This window comes from Streptacidiphilus carbonis, assembly GCF_000787775.1.
Lineage (GTDB): Bacteria > Actinomycetota > Actinomycetes > Streptomycetales > Streptomycetaceae > Streptacidiphilus > Streptacidiphilus carbonis.
The window spans coordinates 285,262-301,781 of the sequence record NZ_BBPM01000001.1; the positions used below are offsets into that span (position 1 = coordinate 285,262).

At 71.4% G+C, this 16,520-nt stretch carries 11 protein-coding genes; 8 read left to right on the top strand and 3 right to left on the bottom strand.

Annotated elements, in window-relative coordinates; translation table 11 throughout:
* Window positions 1-14: 14 nt before the first annotated feature.
* The 3 genes from TR46_RS01270 to TR46_RS01280 form a co-directional block, all read right to left on the bottom strand.
* Window positions 15-1,001 (bottom strand): acetylxylan esterase, encoded by a 987-nt coding sequence (locus tag TR46_RS01270; protein WP_042392069.1) that lies wholly within the window; start codon window positions 999-1,001, stop codon window positions 15-17.
* 92 nt (window positions 1,002-1,093) lie between these two features.
* Window positions 1,094-3,088 carry a cellulase family glycosylhydrolase gene (locus tag TR46_RS01275; protein ID WP_042392071.1) on the bottom strand — a complete coding sequence of 665 codons (1,995 nt, stop codon included), beginning with the start codon at window positions 3,086-3,088 and terminating at the stop codon, window positions 1,094-1,096.
* A gap of 154 nt (window positions 3,089-3,242) precedes the next feature.
* Window positions 3,243-4,268, bottom strand: coding sequence for a LacI family DNA-binding transcriptional regulator (locus TR46_RS01280; protein WP_042392074.1), 1,026 nt, complete (start codon window positions 4,266-4,268; stop codon window positions 3,243-3,245).
* Between the two features lie 220 nt (window positions 4,269-4,488).
* On the opposite strand from TR46_RS01280, the gene TR46_RS01285 reads away from it, so the two are divergent.
* The 8 genes from TR46_RS01285 to TR46_RS01320 all read left to right on the top strand — a co-directional run bounded on the left by TR46_RS01285 (window position 4,489) and on the right by TR46_RS01320 (window position 16,506).
* A complete protein-coding gene (locus TR46_RS01285) occupies window positions 4,489-6,165 on the top strand; it encodes an ABC transporter substrate-binding protein (RefSeq protein ID WP_042392076.1) in 1,677 nt (558 codons plus the stop codon).
* 14 nt (window positions 6,166-6,179) lie between these two features.
* Entirely contained in the window at window positions 6,180-7,163 is a 984-nt protein-coding gene (locus TR46_RS01290; RefSeq protein ID WP_042392077.1) for an ABC transporter permease, read from the top strand.
* Complete coding sequence (locus TR46_RS01295; RefSeq protein ID WP_042392079.1) at window positions 7,160-8,119, top strand: ABC transporter permease; 960 nt, start codon at window positions 7,160-7,162, stop codon at window positions 8,117-8,119. Before TR46_RS01290 ends, TR46_RS01295 begins: the two co-directional genes overlap by 4 nt.
* Window positions 8,116-9,123: an ABC transporter ATP-binding protein gene (locus TR46_RS01300; RefSeq protein WP_042392081.1), complete on the top strand. Its 1,008-nt coding sequence runs from the start codon at window positions 8,116-8,118 to the stop codon at window positions 9,121-9,123. The genes TR46_RS01295 and TR46_RS01300 overlap by 4 nt, the downstream gene beginning before the upstream one ends.
* Complete coding sequence (locus tag TR46_RS01305) at window positions 9,120-10,238, top strand: ABC transporter ATP-binding protein (protein ID WP_084717706.1); 1,119 nt, start codon at window positions 9,120-9,122, stop codon at window positions 10,236-10,238. Before TR46_RS01300 ends, TR46_RS01305 begins: the two co-directional genes overlap by 4 nt.
* Before the next feature lie 83 nt (window positions 10,239-10,321).
* Window positions 10,322-13,318, top strand: coding sequence for a glycoside hydrolase family 35 protein (locus TR46_RS01310; RefSeq protein ID WP_042392083.1), 2,997 nt, complete (start codon window positions 10,322-10,324; stop codon window positions 13,316-13,318).
* An 8-nt stretch (window positions 13,319-13,326) separates the two neighbouring features.
* A complete protein-coding gene (locus tag TR46_RS01315; RefSeq protein WP_042392085.1) occupies window positions 13,327-14,238 on the top strand; it encodes an aminoglycoside phosphotransferase family protein in 912 nt (303 codons plus the stop codon).
* Window positions 14,239-14,367: 129 nt separating this feature from the next.
* Entirely contained in the window at window positions 14,368-16,506 is a 2,139-nt protein-coding gene (locus tag TR46_RS01320) for a hypothetical protein (RefSeq protein WP_152626247.1), read from the top strand.
* The last annotated feature ends 14 nt before the right edge of the window (window positions 16,507-16,520 follow it).

Sequence of the window (16,520 nt, forward strand, 5' to 3'; positions counted from 1 at the left end):
GGGGCGGGCTTCGGTCAGCTCACCCCTTTCGGGGAGAGGCCCCGGTCGCGCAGCCAGGAGAGCTGGATCCGGGGTGCGGAGCCGTAGCCACCGCCGTGGTCGGCGAACGGCCAGACGGTGATGGTGCTGTCGTCCCCGGCGTAGCGGTTGAAGGCGGCGTAGACGGTGGAGGGCGGGCAGATCGGGTCCATCAGTCCGACGCTGAACAGCGCCGGGGCGGTGGCGCGGCGGGCGAAGTGCACCCCGTCGAAGTAGGACAGCGTGCCGAACGCCGTGTCGACCTGGTCCCGGCTGTGCCAGCGCAGGTACTTGGCGACCTCCACGTACGGGCCCTCGCCGCTGATCTCCACGCCCCGGCGGTAGTGGCAGAGGAACGGGACGTCCGGCATGACCCCGGCGACCAGGTCGTCGGCCAGCGCGGCGGCTGCCAGGGCGAGGCCGCCGCCCTGGCTGCCACCGGCGAGGACGATCCGGGCCGGGTCGACCCGGGGGAGCTGCAGGGCGGCGTCCACGGCGCGGACGCAGTCGGTGATCAGACGGCGGTAGTAGTGGTGGTGCGGGTCCTCGATGCCGCGGGTCATGAATCCCTCGACCCACTGTGTGCCGGGGCCCTCGCCGCGGTCCGGGGTGTCATGGCCCTGGCCCCGGCTGTCCACCACCAGGTGGGCGTAGCCGGCCGAGGGCGGCAGCAGGTGGTCGGTGGGGACGCCGCGGCCGCCGCTGTAGCCGATGTACTTCACGATGACCGGGAGCGGGCCCTCGGCGCCGCGCGGGGTGAGCAGCCAGGCCGCGACCGGCTCCCCGTTCCAGCCCGGGAAGCGGACGTCGTGGACGTCCACGGTGCTGAGCAGGGTGTCGGTGACGGGCGTGAGCACGGGAGCGGAGGCGTGGGTCCGGGCGTCGGCGAGGGTACGGTCCCAGAACTCGTCGAAATCGGCCGGTGCGGTCAACTCGGGCCGGTAGTCGACCAGTTCGGAGAGCGGGAGGTCGGTCAGGGGCATGGTGGGTGCTCCGGAGGGGAGGGGGAGACGGTGGGCGGTTCGGTCGGTCGGTCGGGTCGGCGCCCAGGTCAGCGGTCGGGTCGGCGGTCGGGTCAGCGGCCGGCGTGCCACTCCAGGACCCGGACCCCGTAGCGCGGCAGGGTGATCCGGTCGACGTCCGCGCCGTCGAGCGTACGCAGCGTGCCGCCCTCGGCGGCCGGTTTCACGGTGACCTCCTCGCGGTTCTGGCTGACCAGCCAGACGAAGCTGCGGCCGTCCTGGTGCTCCAGCCGGTCCACCGCGACCCTGGGGTCGGCGACGGTCACCGGGCGGCGGACGCCCGCGTGGGCGGCCAGGGCGTCGTAGAGGACGCTGGTGTCCTCCGGGTTGACCCGGGGGGTGGCCGCCGCCATCTGCTCGATCGGGTAGGTGCAGAGCACCACCGCGCCCGCGCCCACCCGGCGCAGCAGCAGTGCGGGGCGGCCGCGGCCGTCGGAGGCCAGCACCTCGGCCTCGGTGGGGACCACCGGCAGGAACACCCGGCTGTCGGCCCCGCCCGCCGCGCGGAAGTTGAGCCGGGCGCCCTCGGCCAGGGTGCCGAAGGGACGGTGCAGGGTGAACCGGATCTCGTCGTCCTCCACCGGGTTGACCAGGCCGTACTCCAACTGGTGCTCCACGCCGAAGAGCTGGTCCAGGTGCGCGTACCAGGGGCCGCGCTGCTCGTCGTGGCTGCCGGGGGAGTAGGAGACGTAGACGGTCGCCCCCTCCCGGGCCCGCTGCTCCAGCTCGTACCAAGTCGGCGTGAGCAGCTGCTTGGTGGAGGGGACCAGGTAGAGCCGGGCGGAGCCGGGCAGGCCGTCGCTCTCCCGGGTGAGGGCCGCGGGTGCGTCGGCGAGCCGGGCGGCGACCCAGGACTGGCGGAGGACCTGCTGGGCCGATGCGCGGTCCTCGGCGCGGGTGAAGGGGTAGAGGGTGTCCAGGTAGGAGGTGACCACCAGGGCGGTGTCGGAGTCGGCACGCCGGCAGCGGCCGAAGTCGATCCGCTCCAGCAGTCCGGCGAACTCCTTCATCTCCACCAGCTGTGGCTTGGGCGAGCCATGACGGTCCGTCAGCCCGAAGTGCATCTCGAAGGCGTGGTGCCGGTACGGGCGCTGCTCGGCCAGGTCGTCGTAGTCGGTGTTGTTCCAGGCGATCCAGCCGCTGGCCCCGGCCAGCAGGGAGTTGTGCATGGCCTGGCGGTAGTAGTGGGCGGCGTTGGCGCCGGAGACGAAGTCCGAGGTGACGCCGAACTCCTCCAGCAGCACCGGGCGGCCGAAGGTGCCGGCCAGCTCGCAGACCCAGGCGGCGGCGTGGTGCTGGCGGACCGGGTCGTCCTCCATCCGGTAGACGTGCGGGCCGAGGAAGTCGCAGATCTCGGCGCTGTGGCGGACCCGGAAGCCGTTGTCGTGGCCCGAGGTCTCCAGGCCCCAGGCGCCGTCGCCCAGCGAGACCGGCTGGGTGCCGCCGGCCGCGCGCACCGCGTCCACCATGATCTGGGCCCAGGCCGAGACGGCCTCGGCGGTCGCGGTGGCCCGGTCGCCGTAGATCGGCATCTCGTTGGAGACCAGCCAGCCGAGCACAGCCGGATGGTCCTTGAAGCGGCGCACCATCTCCTTGGCGAACCAGGCCTGCCGGCCCACCATCCAGACGTCCTGGTAGAGGTCGCGGCCGCCGCGCCAGGCCGGGTCCCAGTTCTCGCCGGACATGTGGCCGACCACGAAGGTGGGCACGGTGCCCATGCCCAGGGCCCGGTGGCGGTCCAGGAAGTCGGCGAAGCGGGCGCAGAGGCGCTCGTCGACGCTGTCGGGGGTGGGCATGAAGTCGGGCCAGTAGAAGAACGAGCGGGTCATGGTGAGGCCGTGGTCCCGCAGGGTACGGAGTTCCTCGTCCACCACCGCGCCGTCGTAGCCGCTGCTGTTGTTGTCACTGCTGCTGTTGCCGCTGCCGCCGGAACCGTCCCGCCACATCAGCGGGCCGCCGGTGCGGGACCAGTAGTTGACGCCGAACCAGGTGACCGGCGGTCCGTCCGGCTGTCCGTCGGAGGTGAGGCGGGCAGAGTTCCGGTGCATGCAGGAATCCCCTCGGGGCAAGGGCGACGATTGAATGTCCCGGAGCCGGTGCGGACGGGCGGTCCCGGTGAGGACAGGGAAGCACTGCACCGGTTTAGTGACAACCCCTCGGGAAGTATTCGACAATGTTTCGACGATGATTCCCTAAACCGGTTCAGCTTTGATCTTCGCCGACCGGCGCCGCGGTGCTGCCGCGCAGGGTCAGTACCGGGTCGGGATCCCGCAGGTCACCGCAGTCGGCGCCGCCGGCGGCCTGCCGCAGCACCCGGGCGGCGTGCGCGCCGTGCTCGGCGATGTCCCGGCTCAGCGCCGTGAGCGGCGGGTGCACCAGCTCGCACAGTGCGGAGTCGTCCCAGGCCAGCATGGAGACGTCGGCGGGAACCCGCAGGCCCAGGCCCTGTGCGGCGGTCAGCCCGGACACCGCCATCACGTCGTTGTCGTAGACCAGCGCGGTCGGCCGGCGCGGGCCGAGCAGCAGTTCGCGGGTGGCGGCGGCGCCCTGCTCGCCGCTGTAGTCGGAGGCCACCGTGCGGTACTCGACACCCAGCTCCCAGGCGCAGGCGGCGAAGGCCTCGGTGCGGATCCGGGTGTGCAGCAGCTGCTCGGGTCCGGCCACCCGGGCGATCCGCCGGTGGCCCAGGCCGGCCAGATGGCCCAGCGCGGTGCGGGCCGCGGCCGCGTCGTCGGTCCACACCGCGGGCAGGCTGCCGGCCGCCTGGGGCATGCCGATGGCCACGGTCGGCATGCCCAGCTCCTCCAGCACCGGCACCCGGGCGTCGTCCACCCGGAGGTCCACCAGGAACACCCCGTCCACCCGGCGCCGTCCCCACCAGGAGCGATAGGTGGCGATCTCGGCCAACTGGTCGTCGGCCACGGTGAACAGCAGCGGGGTGCCGGTGGCCGACAGCTCGGCCTGGATGCCCGAGATCAGCTGCATGAAGTAGGGCTCCAGGCCGAGCGTGCGGGCCGGCCGGTCGACCACCAGGCCGAAGGCGTTGGCCCGGCCGTCGGACAGCGCCACGGCGGCGCTGTTGGGCTGCCAGCCCAGCTCCTCGGCGATGGCCAGGATCCGCCGGCGGGTCGGCTCGGACACCCCGGGCCGTCCGTTCAGGGCGAAGGACACCGCGCCCTTGGTGACCCCGGCCCGCTGGGCGATGTCCTGCATGGTGGGACGCTTCACCGTGCTCCTCCGTTGAACTGTGGCATTGCCGGGTTATCGCAAAACCGGTTCAGCAGTATCAGCGCCCGGCTTGCTCCAAATCAATACCGGGGCATTGACAACGCGCTGAGGGCGACTCTACTTTTTCGGCACACCAGACTTTACCGGTGTCGCCGGTGCGCGGACCGCCGCCGATCCCCCCTGCCCCACCCGCTTGCATCGGACCCAAGGGGACACACCCATGCCCAGAACCCTCAACCGCTCCCGGCTGCTCGCCGCCTGCAGCGCTCTCGCCCTCTCCGCCACCCTCGCCGCCTGCGGCGGCAGCAGCGGGCACAAGGGCCCGTCGGCCTCCGTGCAGCACGGAGTACTCACCGTGTCGACCGGCTCGGGTCAGAGTTACACGGCCAACTTCAACCCGTTCTCGCCCAACGCGCTGCAGTCCACCGACGGGATGATCTACGAACCGCTGTTCTTCTACAACACCTCCAAGTCCGGCGACGTCCAGCCCTGGCTGGGCACCTCCTACACCTGGGCCGACGGCGGGAAGACCCTGCACATCAAGATCCGTTCCGGGGTCACCTGGAGCGACGGGAAGCCGTTCACCAACGCCGACGTCGCCTTCAGCTTCGCCAACGCCATGCACGCCAGCACCCTGAACGCCTACGGCCTGCCGCTCGCGAACGTCACCACCGACGGCACCGACGGGGTGACCCTGACGTTCACTCAGTCCGCCTACACCAAGGCGTACTTCATCCTCGGCAAGACCCTGATGCTGCCGCAGCACGTCTGGGGCTCCATCCCGGACGCGCAGAAGACCACCGTGCTCAACAGCAAGCCGGTCGGCACCGGTGCCTGGACGGTCAAGTCGGTGGCGTCCACGCTGGTCACCCTGACCGCCCGGAAGGACTACTACGTCACCGGCTACCCCAAGTTCTCGACCCTGCGCTACGTCGGCTACAACGGCAACAACAGCGCCGACGCCGCCATCGAGTCGGGCGCGCTGGACTGGGCCGGCGGCTTCATCCCGGACATCAAGAAGAACTACCTGGCCAAGGACCCCAAGTACACCCTGGTCAACAATCCGCTGGCGGTGACCTCGTTCATCCCCAACGCGCTGCAGGGCCCCACCGCGGACCCCAATGTCCGCAAGGCCATCAGCGCCGGCGTCGACCGCGCGTTCATGAGCCAGTCCGTCTACGACGGCCAGGCCGCCGCGACCAACCCGGCGGCACTGCTCACCCCCAACTTCTCCTCGGTGCTGGACCCCTCGCTGCCGACCGCGTTCGAGACCGGCCAGGACAAGGTGGACGGCTATCTGAAGGCCTCCGGCTACACCAAGGGCTCCGACGGCTACTACGCCAAGAACGGCAAGAAGCTCACCGTCACGGTGAAGACGGTCTCCGGCTGGACCGACTACCTGAGCCTCGGTCAACTCGCCCAGCAGGAGCTGAAGAAGGTCGGCATCGATCTTCAGATCGACTCGGAGGCCTACAACACCTGGGCCGCCGACCAGGCGTCGGGCAACTTCCAGATGCTGCTCAGCAGCTTCGGCTTCACCCCCGACCCGCGCGCCTACTACGACCAGATCGTCGACAGCCGGCTGGCCAAGCCGCTCGGCCAGCAGACCACCGGCGGCAACTACGGCCGCTACAAGAACGCCGCCATCGACGACGCCCTGGACCACCTGGCCTCGACCACCGACGTGAACGCCCAGAAGCCCTACTTCTACGCCATCGAGCAGCAGTTCGTGAAGGACATGCCGGTGATCCCGCTGATGGACGCCCAGAACGAGCAGGAATTCAACGGCAACAACGTCACCGGCTTCCCCACCGCCGACAACTCCTATGCGGCCGCCTCGGTCTGGCTGTTCCCCGACGCCGCCTGGGTCGCGATGCGCCTCAGCCCGGCCAAGTAGGGAGCGCCTCCGGTATGCGCTACCTGCTCAGGAAACTCGGCTTCTACGCCATCGCGGCCTGGCTGGCCGTCACCCTCAACTTCGCCCTGCCGCGGCTGATCCCCGGCGACCCGGTGGAGATCATCCTGTCCCGGATGCAGCAGCAGGGCCCGGTCCCCGCCGGCGAGCACGACGCGGTGGCCAAGATGCTGGGTCTGGGCCACGGCAACATCCTGGCCCAGTACTGGGACTACCTGACCTCCGTCGCCCAGCTGCACTTCGGCCTGTCCATCAGCTACTTCCCCACCCCGGTGACCACGGTGCTGCGCAGCTGCGTGCTGTGGACCCTGCTGCTGGTCGGTCTGGCCACGCTGATCAGCGTGGTGCTGGGGATCGCGCTGGGCACGCTGGCCGGCTGGAAGCGCGGTACCTGGCTGGACAACCTGGTCCCGGTCACCACCTTCCTCACCGCCATCCCCTACTTCTGGCTGGCGCTGCTGCTGCTCTACCTGCTCACCCAGGTCACCCAGGTGTTCCCGCAGAGCGGCGGCTACAGCCCGGACACCTTCATCGGCTGGAACGGGGCCTTCATCGGCTCGGCCTTCAGCCATGCTCTCCTGCCCGCCATCACCATCGTGCTCAGCTCGGTCGGCGGCTGGCTGCTGGGCATGCGCAACATGATGGTGTCCACCCTCTCCGAGGACTACGTCGCCGCCGCGGAGGCCAAGGGACTGCGCGCCCGCACCGTGATGATCGGGTACGCGGCCCGCAACGCGGTGCTGCCCAGCGTGGCCGGATTCGCCATCTCGCTGGGCTTCATCGTCAGCGGGTCGCTGGTGATGGAGATCGTCTTCTCCTACCCGGGGATGGGCTTCACCCTGCTCAGCGCCGTGGGCAACAACGACTACCCGCTGATGCAGGCGGTCTTCCTGGTGATCACCATGGCGGTGCTGGCCGCCAACTTCATCGTCGACATGCTCTACGGCTTCGTCGACCCGCGCACGAGGCAGGCCCGATGACGACCACCGCCGCCCTGCTCACCGACCCGGCGGTGCCCACCGCCGCCCCGGGCCCCGGCCGGCTGCGCCGGCTGCTGCGCTCCCGCCGGCTGGTCACCGGGCTGACCGTACTGGTGCTGTTCGCGCTGGCCGCGATCATCGGCCCGTTCCTGGTCGGCGACCCCAACGCGGTCAGTGCCGACCTCAACCAGGGGCCCTCCGCCGCGCACTGGCTCGGCACCACTCAGCTCGGCCAGGACGTGCTGGCCCAACTGGTCGTCAGCGCCCGCGGAACCCTGTTCATCGGGGTGGCGGCGGCGCTGGTGGCAACGGTGGTGTCGATCGTGATCGGGATCGGCGGCGGCTTCCTGGGCGGGCTGGCCGACGAGGCGCTGTCGCTGCTCAGCAATGTCTTCCTGGTGATCCCCGGGCTGCCGCTGGTGATCGTGGTCTCCGCCTACGCCAAGGGCGGCGGGATGCCGGCCACGGTGCTGATCATCGCGCTGACCAGCTGGGCCGCCTCGGCCCGGGTGCTGCGGGCGCAGACCCTGTCGCTGCGCAGCCGCGACTACGTACTGGCCGCCCGGGTCTACGGGGAGAGCCGCTGGCGGATCGTGCTGGTGGAGATCCTGCCCAACGAACTGGCCATCATCATCTCCCAGTTCATCTTCGCGGTGGTGTTCGCCATCCTCACCCAGGCCGGTCTGGCCTTCCTGGGGCTGGAGAACCCGCTCGACCTGACCTGGGGCAACATGCTCTATTTCGCCCAGAACGCGGAGGCGCTGTCCAGCGGCTACTGGTGGTGGTTCGTACCGCCCGGGGTGTGCATCGCCGCCGTCGGCGCGGCGCTCTCGCTGGTCAACTTCGGCCTGGACGAACTGCTGAACCCCCGGCTGCGGGTCTACCACGAGCCCAAGCAGAAGAAGGGCCGCCTGCAGCAGAAGGCCCGGCTGCAGAAGAAGGGAGCCGAGGCATGAGCGGCGACGCCGACGTGGTGCTGAGCGTCGAGCACCTCAGTGTGGAGTATGCGGGGGAGCGCCCCACCCGCGCGGTCCGGGACGTCAGCTTCGAGCTGCGGCGCGGCGAGCTGCTGGGGGTGGCGGGCGAGAGCGGCTGCGGCAAGTCCACGCTGGCGTACGCGATCAGCCGGATGCTCAAGCCGCCGGCCCGGCTCACCGGTGGCCGGGTGCTGCACCGCTCGCGGGACGGGGTGGAGACGGACCTGCTGGCGCTGGAGGGGGAGGCGCTGCGGGAGTTCCGCTGGAACCGGCAGTCGATGGTGTTCCAGAGCGCGATGAACGCGCTCAATCCGGTCACCAGCGTCGGCCGCCAGTTCGACGACATCTTCCGGGCCCACCGTCCGGACTGGACCGCGGAACGCCGCCGGCAACGCGCCGGCGAACTGCTCGACCTGGTGGGCATCGACCCTGCCCGGGTGCGCAGCTTCCCGCACGAGCTCTCCGGCGGGATGCGCCAGCGGGTGGTGATCGCCATGGCACTGGCGCTGGAGCCGGAGATCGTGATCATGGACGAGCCGACCACCGCGCTGGACGTGGTGGTCCAGCGGGAGATCCTGGACGAGGTGGAGCGGCTGCGCGAGCAGCTGGGCTTCAGCGTCGTCTTCATCACCCACGACCTCAGCCTGCTGCTGGAGATCAGCGATCGGCTGGCGGTGATGTACGCGGGGGAGTTCGTCGAGTACGCCCCGGCCGAGGGCCTGGTCAGCGCCGCCGCCCACCCCTACACCCAGGGGCTGCTGCGCTCCTTCCCCGACCTGGCCGGGGCCCGCCGGGAGCTGCGCGGGATCCCCGGCACCCCGCCCGACCTGCGCGAACAGCTGCCGGGCTGCCCCTTCGCGGCCCGCTGCGACCAGGTCTTCGCGCCCTGCTCCGACCAGCACCCGGCCCTGCTCGACCTCGACCGGGGCACCGGCTGGAGCGCCGCCTGCCACCTCCACGGACTCCAGGGAGCCATCCGATGAGCACCACCACGCCACCGCAGCCGGGTGTGCCCGCGGCGGAGCCGGCCGACGCCCCGGTGCTGGAGGTGGCCGACCTCACCGTCGACTACCCGCAGCGCGGCGGCAGGCCGCTGCGCGCCGTCGACCACCTCTCCTTCGGCCTGCGCGCCGGGCAGACCCTGGCGCTGGTGGGGGAGAGCGGCAGCGGCAAGTCCACCGTCGTGCGAGCCCTGGCCCGGCTGCAGCGGCCCAGCTCCGGGACTGTGCGGCTGGGCGGGCAGGCGCGGACCCGGGGCGACGCCTACCGTCGCGCCGTGCAGATGGTGTTCCAGGACCCCTTCGCCTCGCTCAACCCGGCCCACACCGTGGACCACCATCTGCGCCGCCCGCTGCTGGCCACCGGCCGCACCCGGCGCGGCGCCCAGGCCGACACCGCGGTCCGGGAGCTGCTGGAGTCGGTCAACCTCACCCCCGCGGCCGACATGGCGGCCAAGCGTCCGCACGAGCTGTCCGGCGGCCAGCGGCAGCGGGTGGCCATCGCCCGCGCGCTGGCGCCCGAGCCGCGGATCCTGCTGGCCGACGAGCCGGTGTCGATGCTGGACGTCTCGATCCGGCTGGAGATCCTCAACCTGCTGGACCAGTTGAAGCGGCGGCACGGGCTGGCGCTGCTCTATGTCACCCACGACCTGGCCACCGCACGGCACTTCTCCTCCGAGGTGATGGTGATGTACCGGGGGACGGTGGTGGAGCGGGGGCCCAGCGACGAGGTGATCCTCAACCCGGCCCACCCGTACACCCGGCTGCTGGCGGAGTCCGCGCCCAGCACCGGGGCCACCCGGGAGCAGGCCAGGACCGCGCGCCGGGAGCGCCTGGACCAGCGCGCCCGGCGCGCGGCCGAGCAGCGCGAGGCCACCACCGAGGGCGGCTGCCCGTTCCGCGGCCGCTGCCCCTCGGTGATGGACATCTGCGCCCAGCGGCCCCCGGCGGTGGAGGTGGGCGGCGGGCACCAGGCGCTGTGCTGGCTGCACAGCACGGACGTACGCACGGACGGGAGCACGGATGGCAGCACGGACGAAGGCCCGGACGAAGGCCCGGACGAAGGCACCGAAGGAAGCGTGTCCGATGCATTGACCTGAGGTGGAGTCAGACCTACGGTCCTTGTTGGTTCTTGAGTGACCGTGGGCTGGTCTGGCGATTTATGTGCTCTGGTGGAGGATTCATGGAGTTCAGCCGCAGGCGTTTCACCGTACTCGGCGGCGGTACCCTCGCCGGCCTCGCGATCGGGACCGGCCTCCCCCTGGGCGCAGGCCCGGCCGCGGCGGCGGAGGCGCCCGCCGCAGCGGCCGGGCCGACCGCGGACGGCGTCGCCGGTACCGTCGCCTTCGACCAGTACTCCCTGCTCATCGACGGTGAGCGGGTGCCGGTCTGGTCCGGTGAGATCCACCCGTTCCGGCTGCCCAGCCCGCAGCTGTGGCCGGACGTGCTGCAGAAGCTCAGAGCGAGCGGCTTCAACACCATCAGCGTCTATGTCGCCTGGAACTACCACTCCCCGGCCCCGGGGGTCTACGACTTCACCGGGGTGCGCGATCTGGGAGCGTTCCTGGACGACGCGGCCAGGGCCGGGCTCTATGTGATCGTCCGCCCCGGCCCCTACATCAACGCCGAGGTGGACGCCGGGGGTTACCCCGGCTGGCTGCTCGCAAGCACCGGGACGGCGCGTACCGACGATGCTGCCTACCTGGCCCACGTGGACGAGTACCTGTCCGCCGTGGACGCCGTGATCGCGCCGCGCCAGTACACCGCCGGCGGCGGCACGGTGGTGCTGTACCAGTTGGAGAACGAGTACGCCTCGTACATCTCCGGGAGCACCGGCAAGAACTACCTGGCGCACCTCTACGCCAAGGTCCGGGCCGACGGGATCACCGTGCCGCTGTTCCACAACGACAAGGGACGCAACGGCTACTGGACCCCGGGCTCCTTCCCCGCCAGCGGCCCGGACGGCGCCGAGACCGGCCGCTACCTCTACGCCTTCGACGGCTACCCCTCGCCTTCGTCCACCCCGCCGGACTGGGGCTACTTCGGCGCCGGCGGCAGCAAGGGCGGTGCCACCGCCAGCCCGGACACCCCCGGTTTCATGGCCGAGTTCGGCGGCGGCTGGTTCGACTGCTGGGGCGGCGCCGAGTTCGCCGGAGCCGGGTACACGGGGGCCAGGGCGACCCGCGACGCGGGCTATGAGCGGCGCTTCTACCTCACCAACCTGGCCAACGGCATCAAGATCCACAATGTCTACATGGCCTTCGGCGGAACCTCCTGGGGCTGGCTGCCCGCCCCGGTCGTCTACACCTCCTACGACTACGGCGCGGCCATCGACGAGGCCCGCAACCCCACCTCCAAGACCACCCCGATGAAGCAGATCGGCGGCCTGCTCACCGCCGTCCCCGACCTGGCCAAGCTGGACCGGGCCGCCGACACCGCGGCGGCGGACGCCACGCTGAAGGTGTATCACCTGACCAACCCCGACACCGCCGCGCACGTCTACGTGGCCCGCAACGACCACACCGCGGCCGTCAGCACCACCCTGGACCTGGCCGTCGCCGAGGGCACGCTCACCGTGCCGCTCCAGCTCGGCGCCAAGGACGCGGTGCTGTTCGGCACCGGGCTCGCCCTGGGCTCACGGCGGATGCACCACACCACCGCCCAGCCGATGCTGCAGGGCCGGATCGGCCGCCAGGACGTCGGCCTGCTGGTCGGCCGGCCCGGCACGCCGGTGCGGCTGGCGCTGGAGTGCGCGACCCAGCCGGTCGTCAACCTGCTCGAGGGCAGCGCGGATTGGAGCTACGACTCCAGCACCGCGCTACTCACCGTCAACGCCACCCTGAGCGGCCTGACCCGGCTGGGCGTCAGCGGCGGGGCCGACCCGGTGCCGCTGCTCCTGCTGCTGGCCGATGACGACGCCTGCGCCACCCTGTGGCCCACCCGTACCGCGACCGGGACCGCGCTGGTCCGCGGCCCGGCGCTGCTGCGCACCGCCCGCGCCAAGGGCCCGGTGCTGCAGCTGACCGGCGACACCACGGCCGCGAGCGACCTGGAGGTCTGGGCGCCCCGGGGCATCGAGCGGATCACCTGGAACGGCGAACCCGTGCAGACCCGGAGCAGCCCCTCCGGCAGCCTGGTCGCCCGGCGGGGTCTGTCCGGTCCGCCGACGATCGAGCTGCCGGAACTGGCCGGCTGGCGCAGCGCCGCCGGGAACCCGGAGTCGGCGCCCGGCTACGACGACTCGGGCTGGACGGTCGCGGACAGGACCACCAGCTTCAGCTCCACCCCGGTGCCGGCCGGCGGTCCGGTGCTGTTCGCCGACGACTACGGCTTCCACTACGGCGACGTCTGGTACCGGGCCGCCTGGACCGGGGCCAGTGACGCCGCCGCGATCCGGCTGTCGTACCAGAGCGGCACCCAGGGCCTGCTGATGGCCTGGTTGGACGGCGTCCCGCTGGGGACGCACCGGATGCCGGTGCCGACCCTGGCCCAGGCCACCACCCAGACCTGGACCGCCACCGCGTCACTGCCGCTCCCGGCGGCGCAACAGGGCGACGGCGCCCATGTGCTGTCCGTACTGGTCCGGCCGATGGGCCACTCCGAGGACGGCGGGGCGAATGACGCGCAGAAGTCGGCCCGCGGCCTGACCTCGGCCGCCTTCACGCTGAACAGCGGCAGCGCCCCGGTGCCGGTATGGCGGATCCAGGGAGCGGACACCGCCTCGGTCACGGCGGCCGACCCGTTGCGGGGCCCGCTCAACTCCGGCGGCCTGCACGGCGAGCGCAACGGCTGGCACCTGCCGCGCTTCGACGACCGGGGCTGGTCGAGGACCCGGCTCCCGGCCGCAGCGGCCGGACAGGGCGTCAGCTGGTACCGCACCGAGTTCCGGCTGCGGATCCCGGACCACCTGGACGCCTCGCTCGGGCTCACCCTCACCGACGACCCGGCGAGGGCCTACCGGGTCCAACTGTTCCTCAACGGCTGGAACCTGGGCCAGTACATCAACGACGTCGGCCCCCAGCACACCTTTGTGCTGCCGACCGGGATCCTCGACCCGCGCGGAACCAACGCCCTGGCCCTCGCCGTCATCGCCGACGGCACCACCCCGGCCGGTCCGGGCACGGTGGAACTCACCCTGCTCGGGGCAACCGACGGCGGAGCCGGTGCTGTTGGTGATTGAGTGGGGCGATGGACCGTACGGAGATCGATGAGGGACTGGTGCGATCGCTGCTGGAGGACCAGCATCCGGATCTGGCCGGACTGGACCTCCGGCGGGCCGCCATCGGCTGGGACAACGAACTGTGGCGTCTCGGCGACGACCTGGCGGTCCGTCTGCCGTACGCCACGGAGCGGGCCGGGGAGCTGCTGCGCAAGGAGTACCGCTGGCTGCCGGAGCTGGCCCCGCGGCTGCCGCTGCCGGTGCCGACCCCGACGCGGATCGGTGAGCCGTCCGTCCGCTTCGCCGAGCCCTGGACCGTGGTGCGCTGGGTGCCCGGCGAACCGGCCGACCGCACCCCGGTCGGTCGCGGGCCGGAGGCCGCGGACACGCTGGCGGGCTTCCTCCGGGCGCTGCACCGGCCTGCCCCCGCGGACGCGCCGCTCAGTCCGGACCGCGGGATTCCCCTCAAGGCGGTGACGGACGGGTTCGACCGGGGAGTCGAAGCCGTATCGGCCGACTGGGCCGACCGGATCGACGTCGCCGGGATGCGGAAGGTCTGGGACCAGGCCGTCGCCGCCCCCGAGTGGGACGGCCCGCCGCTGTGGATCCACGCTGACCTGCACCCCGCCAATGTGGTCGTCGCCGACGGGACGCTCGCGGGCGTGGTCGACTTCGGCGAGCTGTGCGCCGGCGATCCGGCGACGGACCTCGGAGCCGCCTGGCTGCTCCTCCCCGAGGGCGCGGCGGCGGGTTTCCTCGACACCTACGCGGTCGCGGACGAGGCGTCGGTCCGCCGCGCCCGCGGTTGGGCCCTGCGTGCCTGCCTCGGCCTGCTCTCCGTCGGCCGGGCCGGGGAGCTGGGACTCCCCGGCGGCAAGCCGAGCTGGGGGCCCGCGGGGCAGGCGGCGGTCGAACGCGTCCTGGCCTTCGATCCGGTGTGATCGGCCGTCAGTTCATCTCCTGATCACCTGTGATGGGACTGTGCCCCCTGTTGCTGCCGGACAGCCTGTGCCATCCTCCTCTACGCGCGTCCATCGGTGGCGCGTGATCGCGTCCAGGGAGGGAGCAGGATGCGCAAGGGAAGAGTAGTGGCACTGGCGCTGGCCGCCGGACTGGGGCTGGGGGCCGTCTCGGGCACCAGCGCCTCGGCTGCGGCGGGGCCGCAGCACGGGCAGGGCGGTGGCGGCAGCACCTCGGGCTGCCGGCTGTCCGCGGGCGGGCGCGACGTCAGCCATGTGATCTATCTGCAGTTCGACAATGTCCACCTGACCAGGGACAACCCACATGTCCCCTCGGACCTCGAACAGATGCCCCATCTGCTCAACTTCCTCAACAGCAACGGTGTGGTCGACAGCAACCACCACACCCCGTTGATCGCGCACACCGGCAACGACATCCTGACCTCGCTCACCGGCCTCTACGGAAGCGACCAGGGCCAGCCGGTCTCCAACGCGTACCGGTACTACAACCCGGACGGGACCACCAACTCGGCCAGCACCTTCGCGTACTGGACCGACGGGGTGGCCGACAGCTCGGTGCCCACGCCCAGCGACTCCGCCTACACGATGACCACCCAGGCCGGGAAGAACACCCCCGCGCCGTGGACCGCGTACACCAAGGCCGGCTGTGACTTCGGTGCGGTGTCGGCGGCGAACACCATCCTGGAGAACACCACCGTCGACATCAACAAGGTCTTCGGCGCCACCTCACCGGAGGCGGCCGAGGCCAAGGCCGACCCCGCCAAGGCCCAGGCCGACTACGTCGGGATCGGCATCCACTGCGCCAAGGCCTCCGCGGTCTGCGCCAAGGGCGGCACCAGCGCCGACCCGCTCCCCGACGAGCCCGGCGGCTACAACGGCTACAGCGCGCTGTACGGCGCCAAGGCCGTGGACCCGGCCATCGCCGCGAACGGCGTGGTGGACTCCACCGACGGCAAGCGGATCACCGACCCGAACGGCAACCCCGGCTTCCCGGGCTTCGACGCCATGACGGCGAACAACTCCCTGGGGTACGTGGCCCAGATGCAGGAGTCCGGCGTCCCGGTCACCTACGCCTACATCTCCGACGCCCATGACCAGCACGGTGCCGACAGCGGTGCCTACGGGCCCGGCGAGGCCGGCTATGTGGCGCAGTTGAAGGCGTACGACAACGCCTTCGGCAGCTTCTTCACCCGGCTCTCCAAGGACGGCATCAACTCCTCGAACACCCTGTTCGTGGTCACCGCCGACGAGAACGACCACTTCGTGGGCGGCGCGCCCAGCCCGGCCGACTGCGACGGCGTGACCGTCCCCTGCACCTACCGGCAGATCGGCGAGGTCAACGCGAACGCCAACGGTTTGCTGGCGACCCAGCAGGGCGTCACCACCCCGTTCAAGGTGCATGCGGACTCCGCACCCAACTTCTACCTCACCGGGAACCCGGCCCAGACCGCTCCGGTGACCCGCAGCTTCGAACAGGCGTGGTCCAAGGTCACGGCGGTCAACCCGATCACCGGGACGTCCGGGAGGATCAACAACTACCTGGCCGACCAGACCGAGATGAAGCTGTTGCACATGGTCAGCGGGGACCCGCTACGGACCCCGACCTTCACCTCGTTCGCGGACCCGAACTACTACGTCTACGGCGGTGCCAACAACTGCGCCTCGCCGTGCGTGGCCCTCGGCCCGGCCTTCGCCTGGAACCACGGCGACTTCGCGAGCGACATCAACACCACCTGGCTGGGCCTGGTCGGTCCGGGCGTCCGCAGGCTGGGCACCACCGGGAAGGTGTGGTCCGACCACACCGACATCAGGCCCACGATGCTGGCGCTGCTCGGGCTGAGGGACAGCTACCGCAGCGACGGGCGGGTGCTGACCGAGTTCATCGACCGCAACGCGCTGCCCGACTCGCTGGCCGACCACCTGAACGCCTACCAGCGGCTCGCCGCCGCGTACAAGCAGCTCGACGCGGGAGTCGGGTCCTTCGCGTCCGCCACGCTGGTGGCGTCCAACCGCGGGGTCTCCTCGACCAGCCCCGGCGACGCTCGGTACACCGCGACGGAGGCGAGCCTCGCCGCCCTCGGGACCGCACGGGACCGGCTGGCCGACCGGATCGTGACGCTGCTGGACGGCGCCGCGTTCCACCACGACGGCGTCGACCCGCACCGGGCCGCGGCTCTGGAGTGGCAGGCGGACCAGCTGATCCGCCAGGCCCAGCGGCTCGCCGCCTGACGGTTCCGTCGCGG

What these genes read in the sequence shown, in the direction of transcription:
- TR46_RS01320 (WP_152626247.1), top strand. Translation starts at nt 14,368, where the DNA reads ATGCGCAAGGGAAGAGTAGTGGCACTGGCGCTGGCCGCCGGACTGGGG.
- TR46_RS01305 (WP_084717706.1), top strand. Translation starts at nt 9,120, where the DNA reads ATGAGCACCACCACGCCACCGCAGCCGGGTGTGCCCGCGGCGGAGCCG.
- TR46_RS01295 (WP_042392079.1), top strand. Translation starts at nt 7,160, where the DNA reads ATGACGACCACCGCCGCCCTGCTCACCGACCCGGCGGTGCCCACCGCC.
- TR46_RS01285 (WP_042392076.1), top strand. Translation starts at nt 4,489, where the DNA reads ATGCCCAGAACCCTCAACCGCTCCCGGCTGCTCGCCGCCTGCAGCGCT.
- TR46_RS01270 (WP_042392069.1), bottom strand. Translation starts at nt 1,001, where the DNA reads ATGCCCCTGACCGACCTCCCGCTCTCCGAACTGGTCGACTACCGGCCC.
- TR46_RS01275 (WP_042392071.1), bottom strand. Translation starts at nt 3,088, where the DNA reads ATGCACCGGAACTCTGCCCGCCTCACCTCCGACGGACAGCCGGACGGA.
- TR46_RS01290 (WP_042392077.1), top strand. Translation starts at nt 6,180, where the DNA reads ATGCGCTACCTGCTCAGGAAACTCGGCTTCTACGCCATCGCGGCCTGG.
- TR46_RS01315 (WP_042392085.1), top strand. Translation starts at nt 13,327, where the DNA reads ATGGACCGTACGGAGATCGATGAGGGACTGGTGCGATCGCTGCTGGAG.
- TR46_RS01310 (WP_042392083.1), top strand. Translation starts at nt 10,322, where the DNA reads ATGGAGTTCAGCCGCAGGCGTTTCACCGTACTCGGCGGCGGTACCCTC.
- TR46_RS01300 (WP_042392081.1), top strand. Translation starts at nt 8,116, where the DNA reads ATGAGCGGCGACGCCGACGTGGTGCTGAGCGTCGAGCACCTCAGTGTG.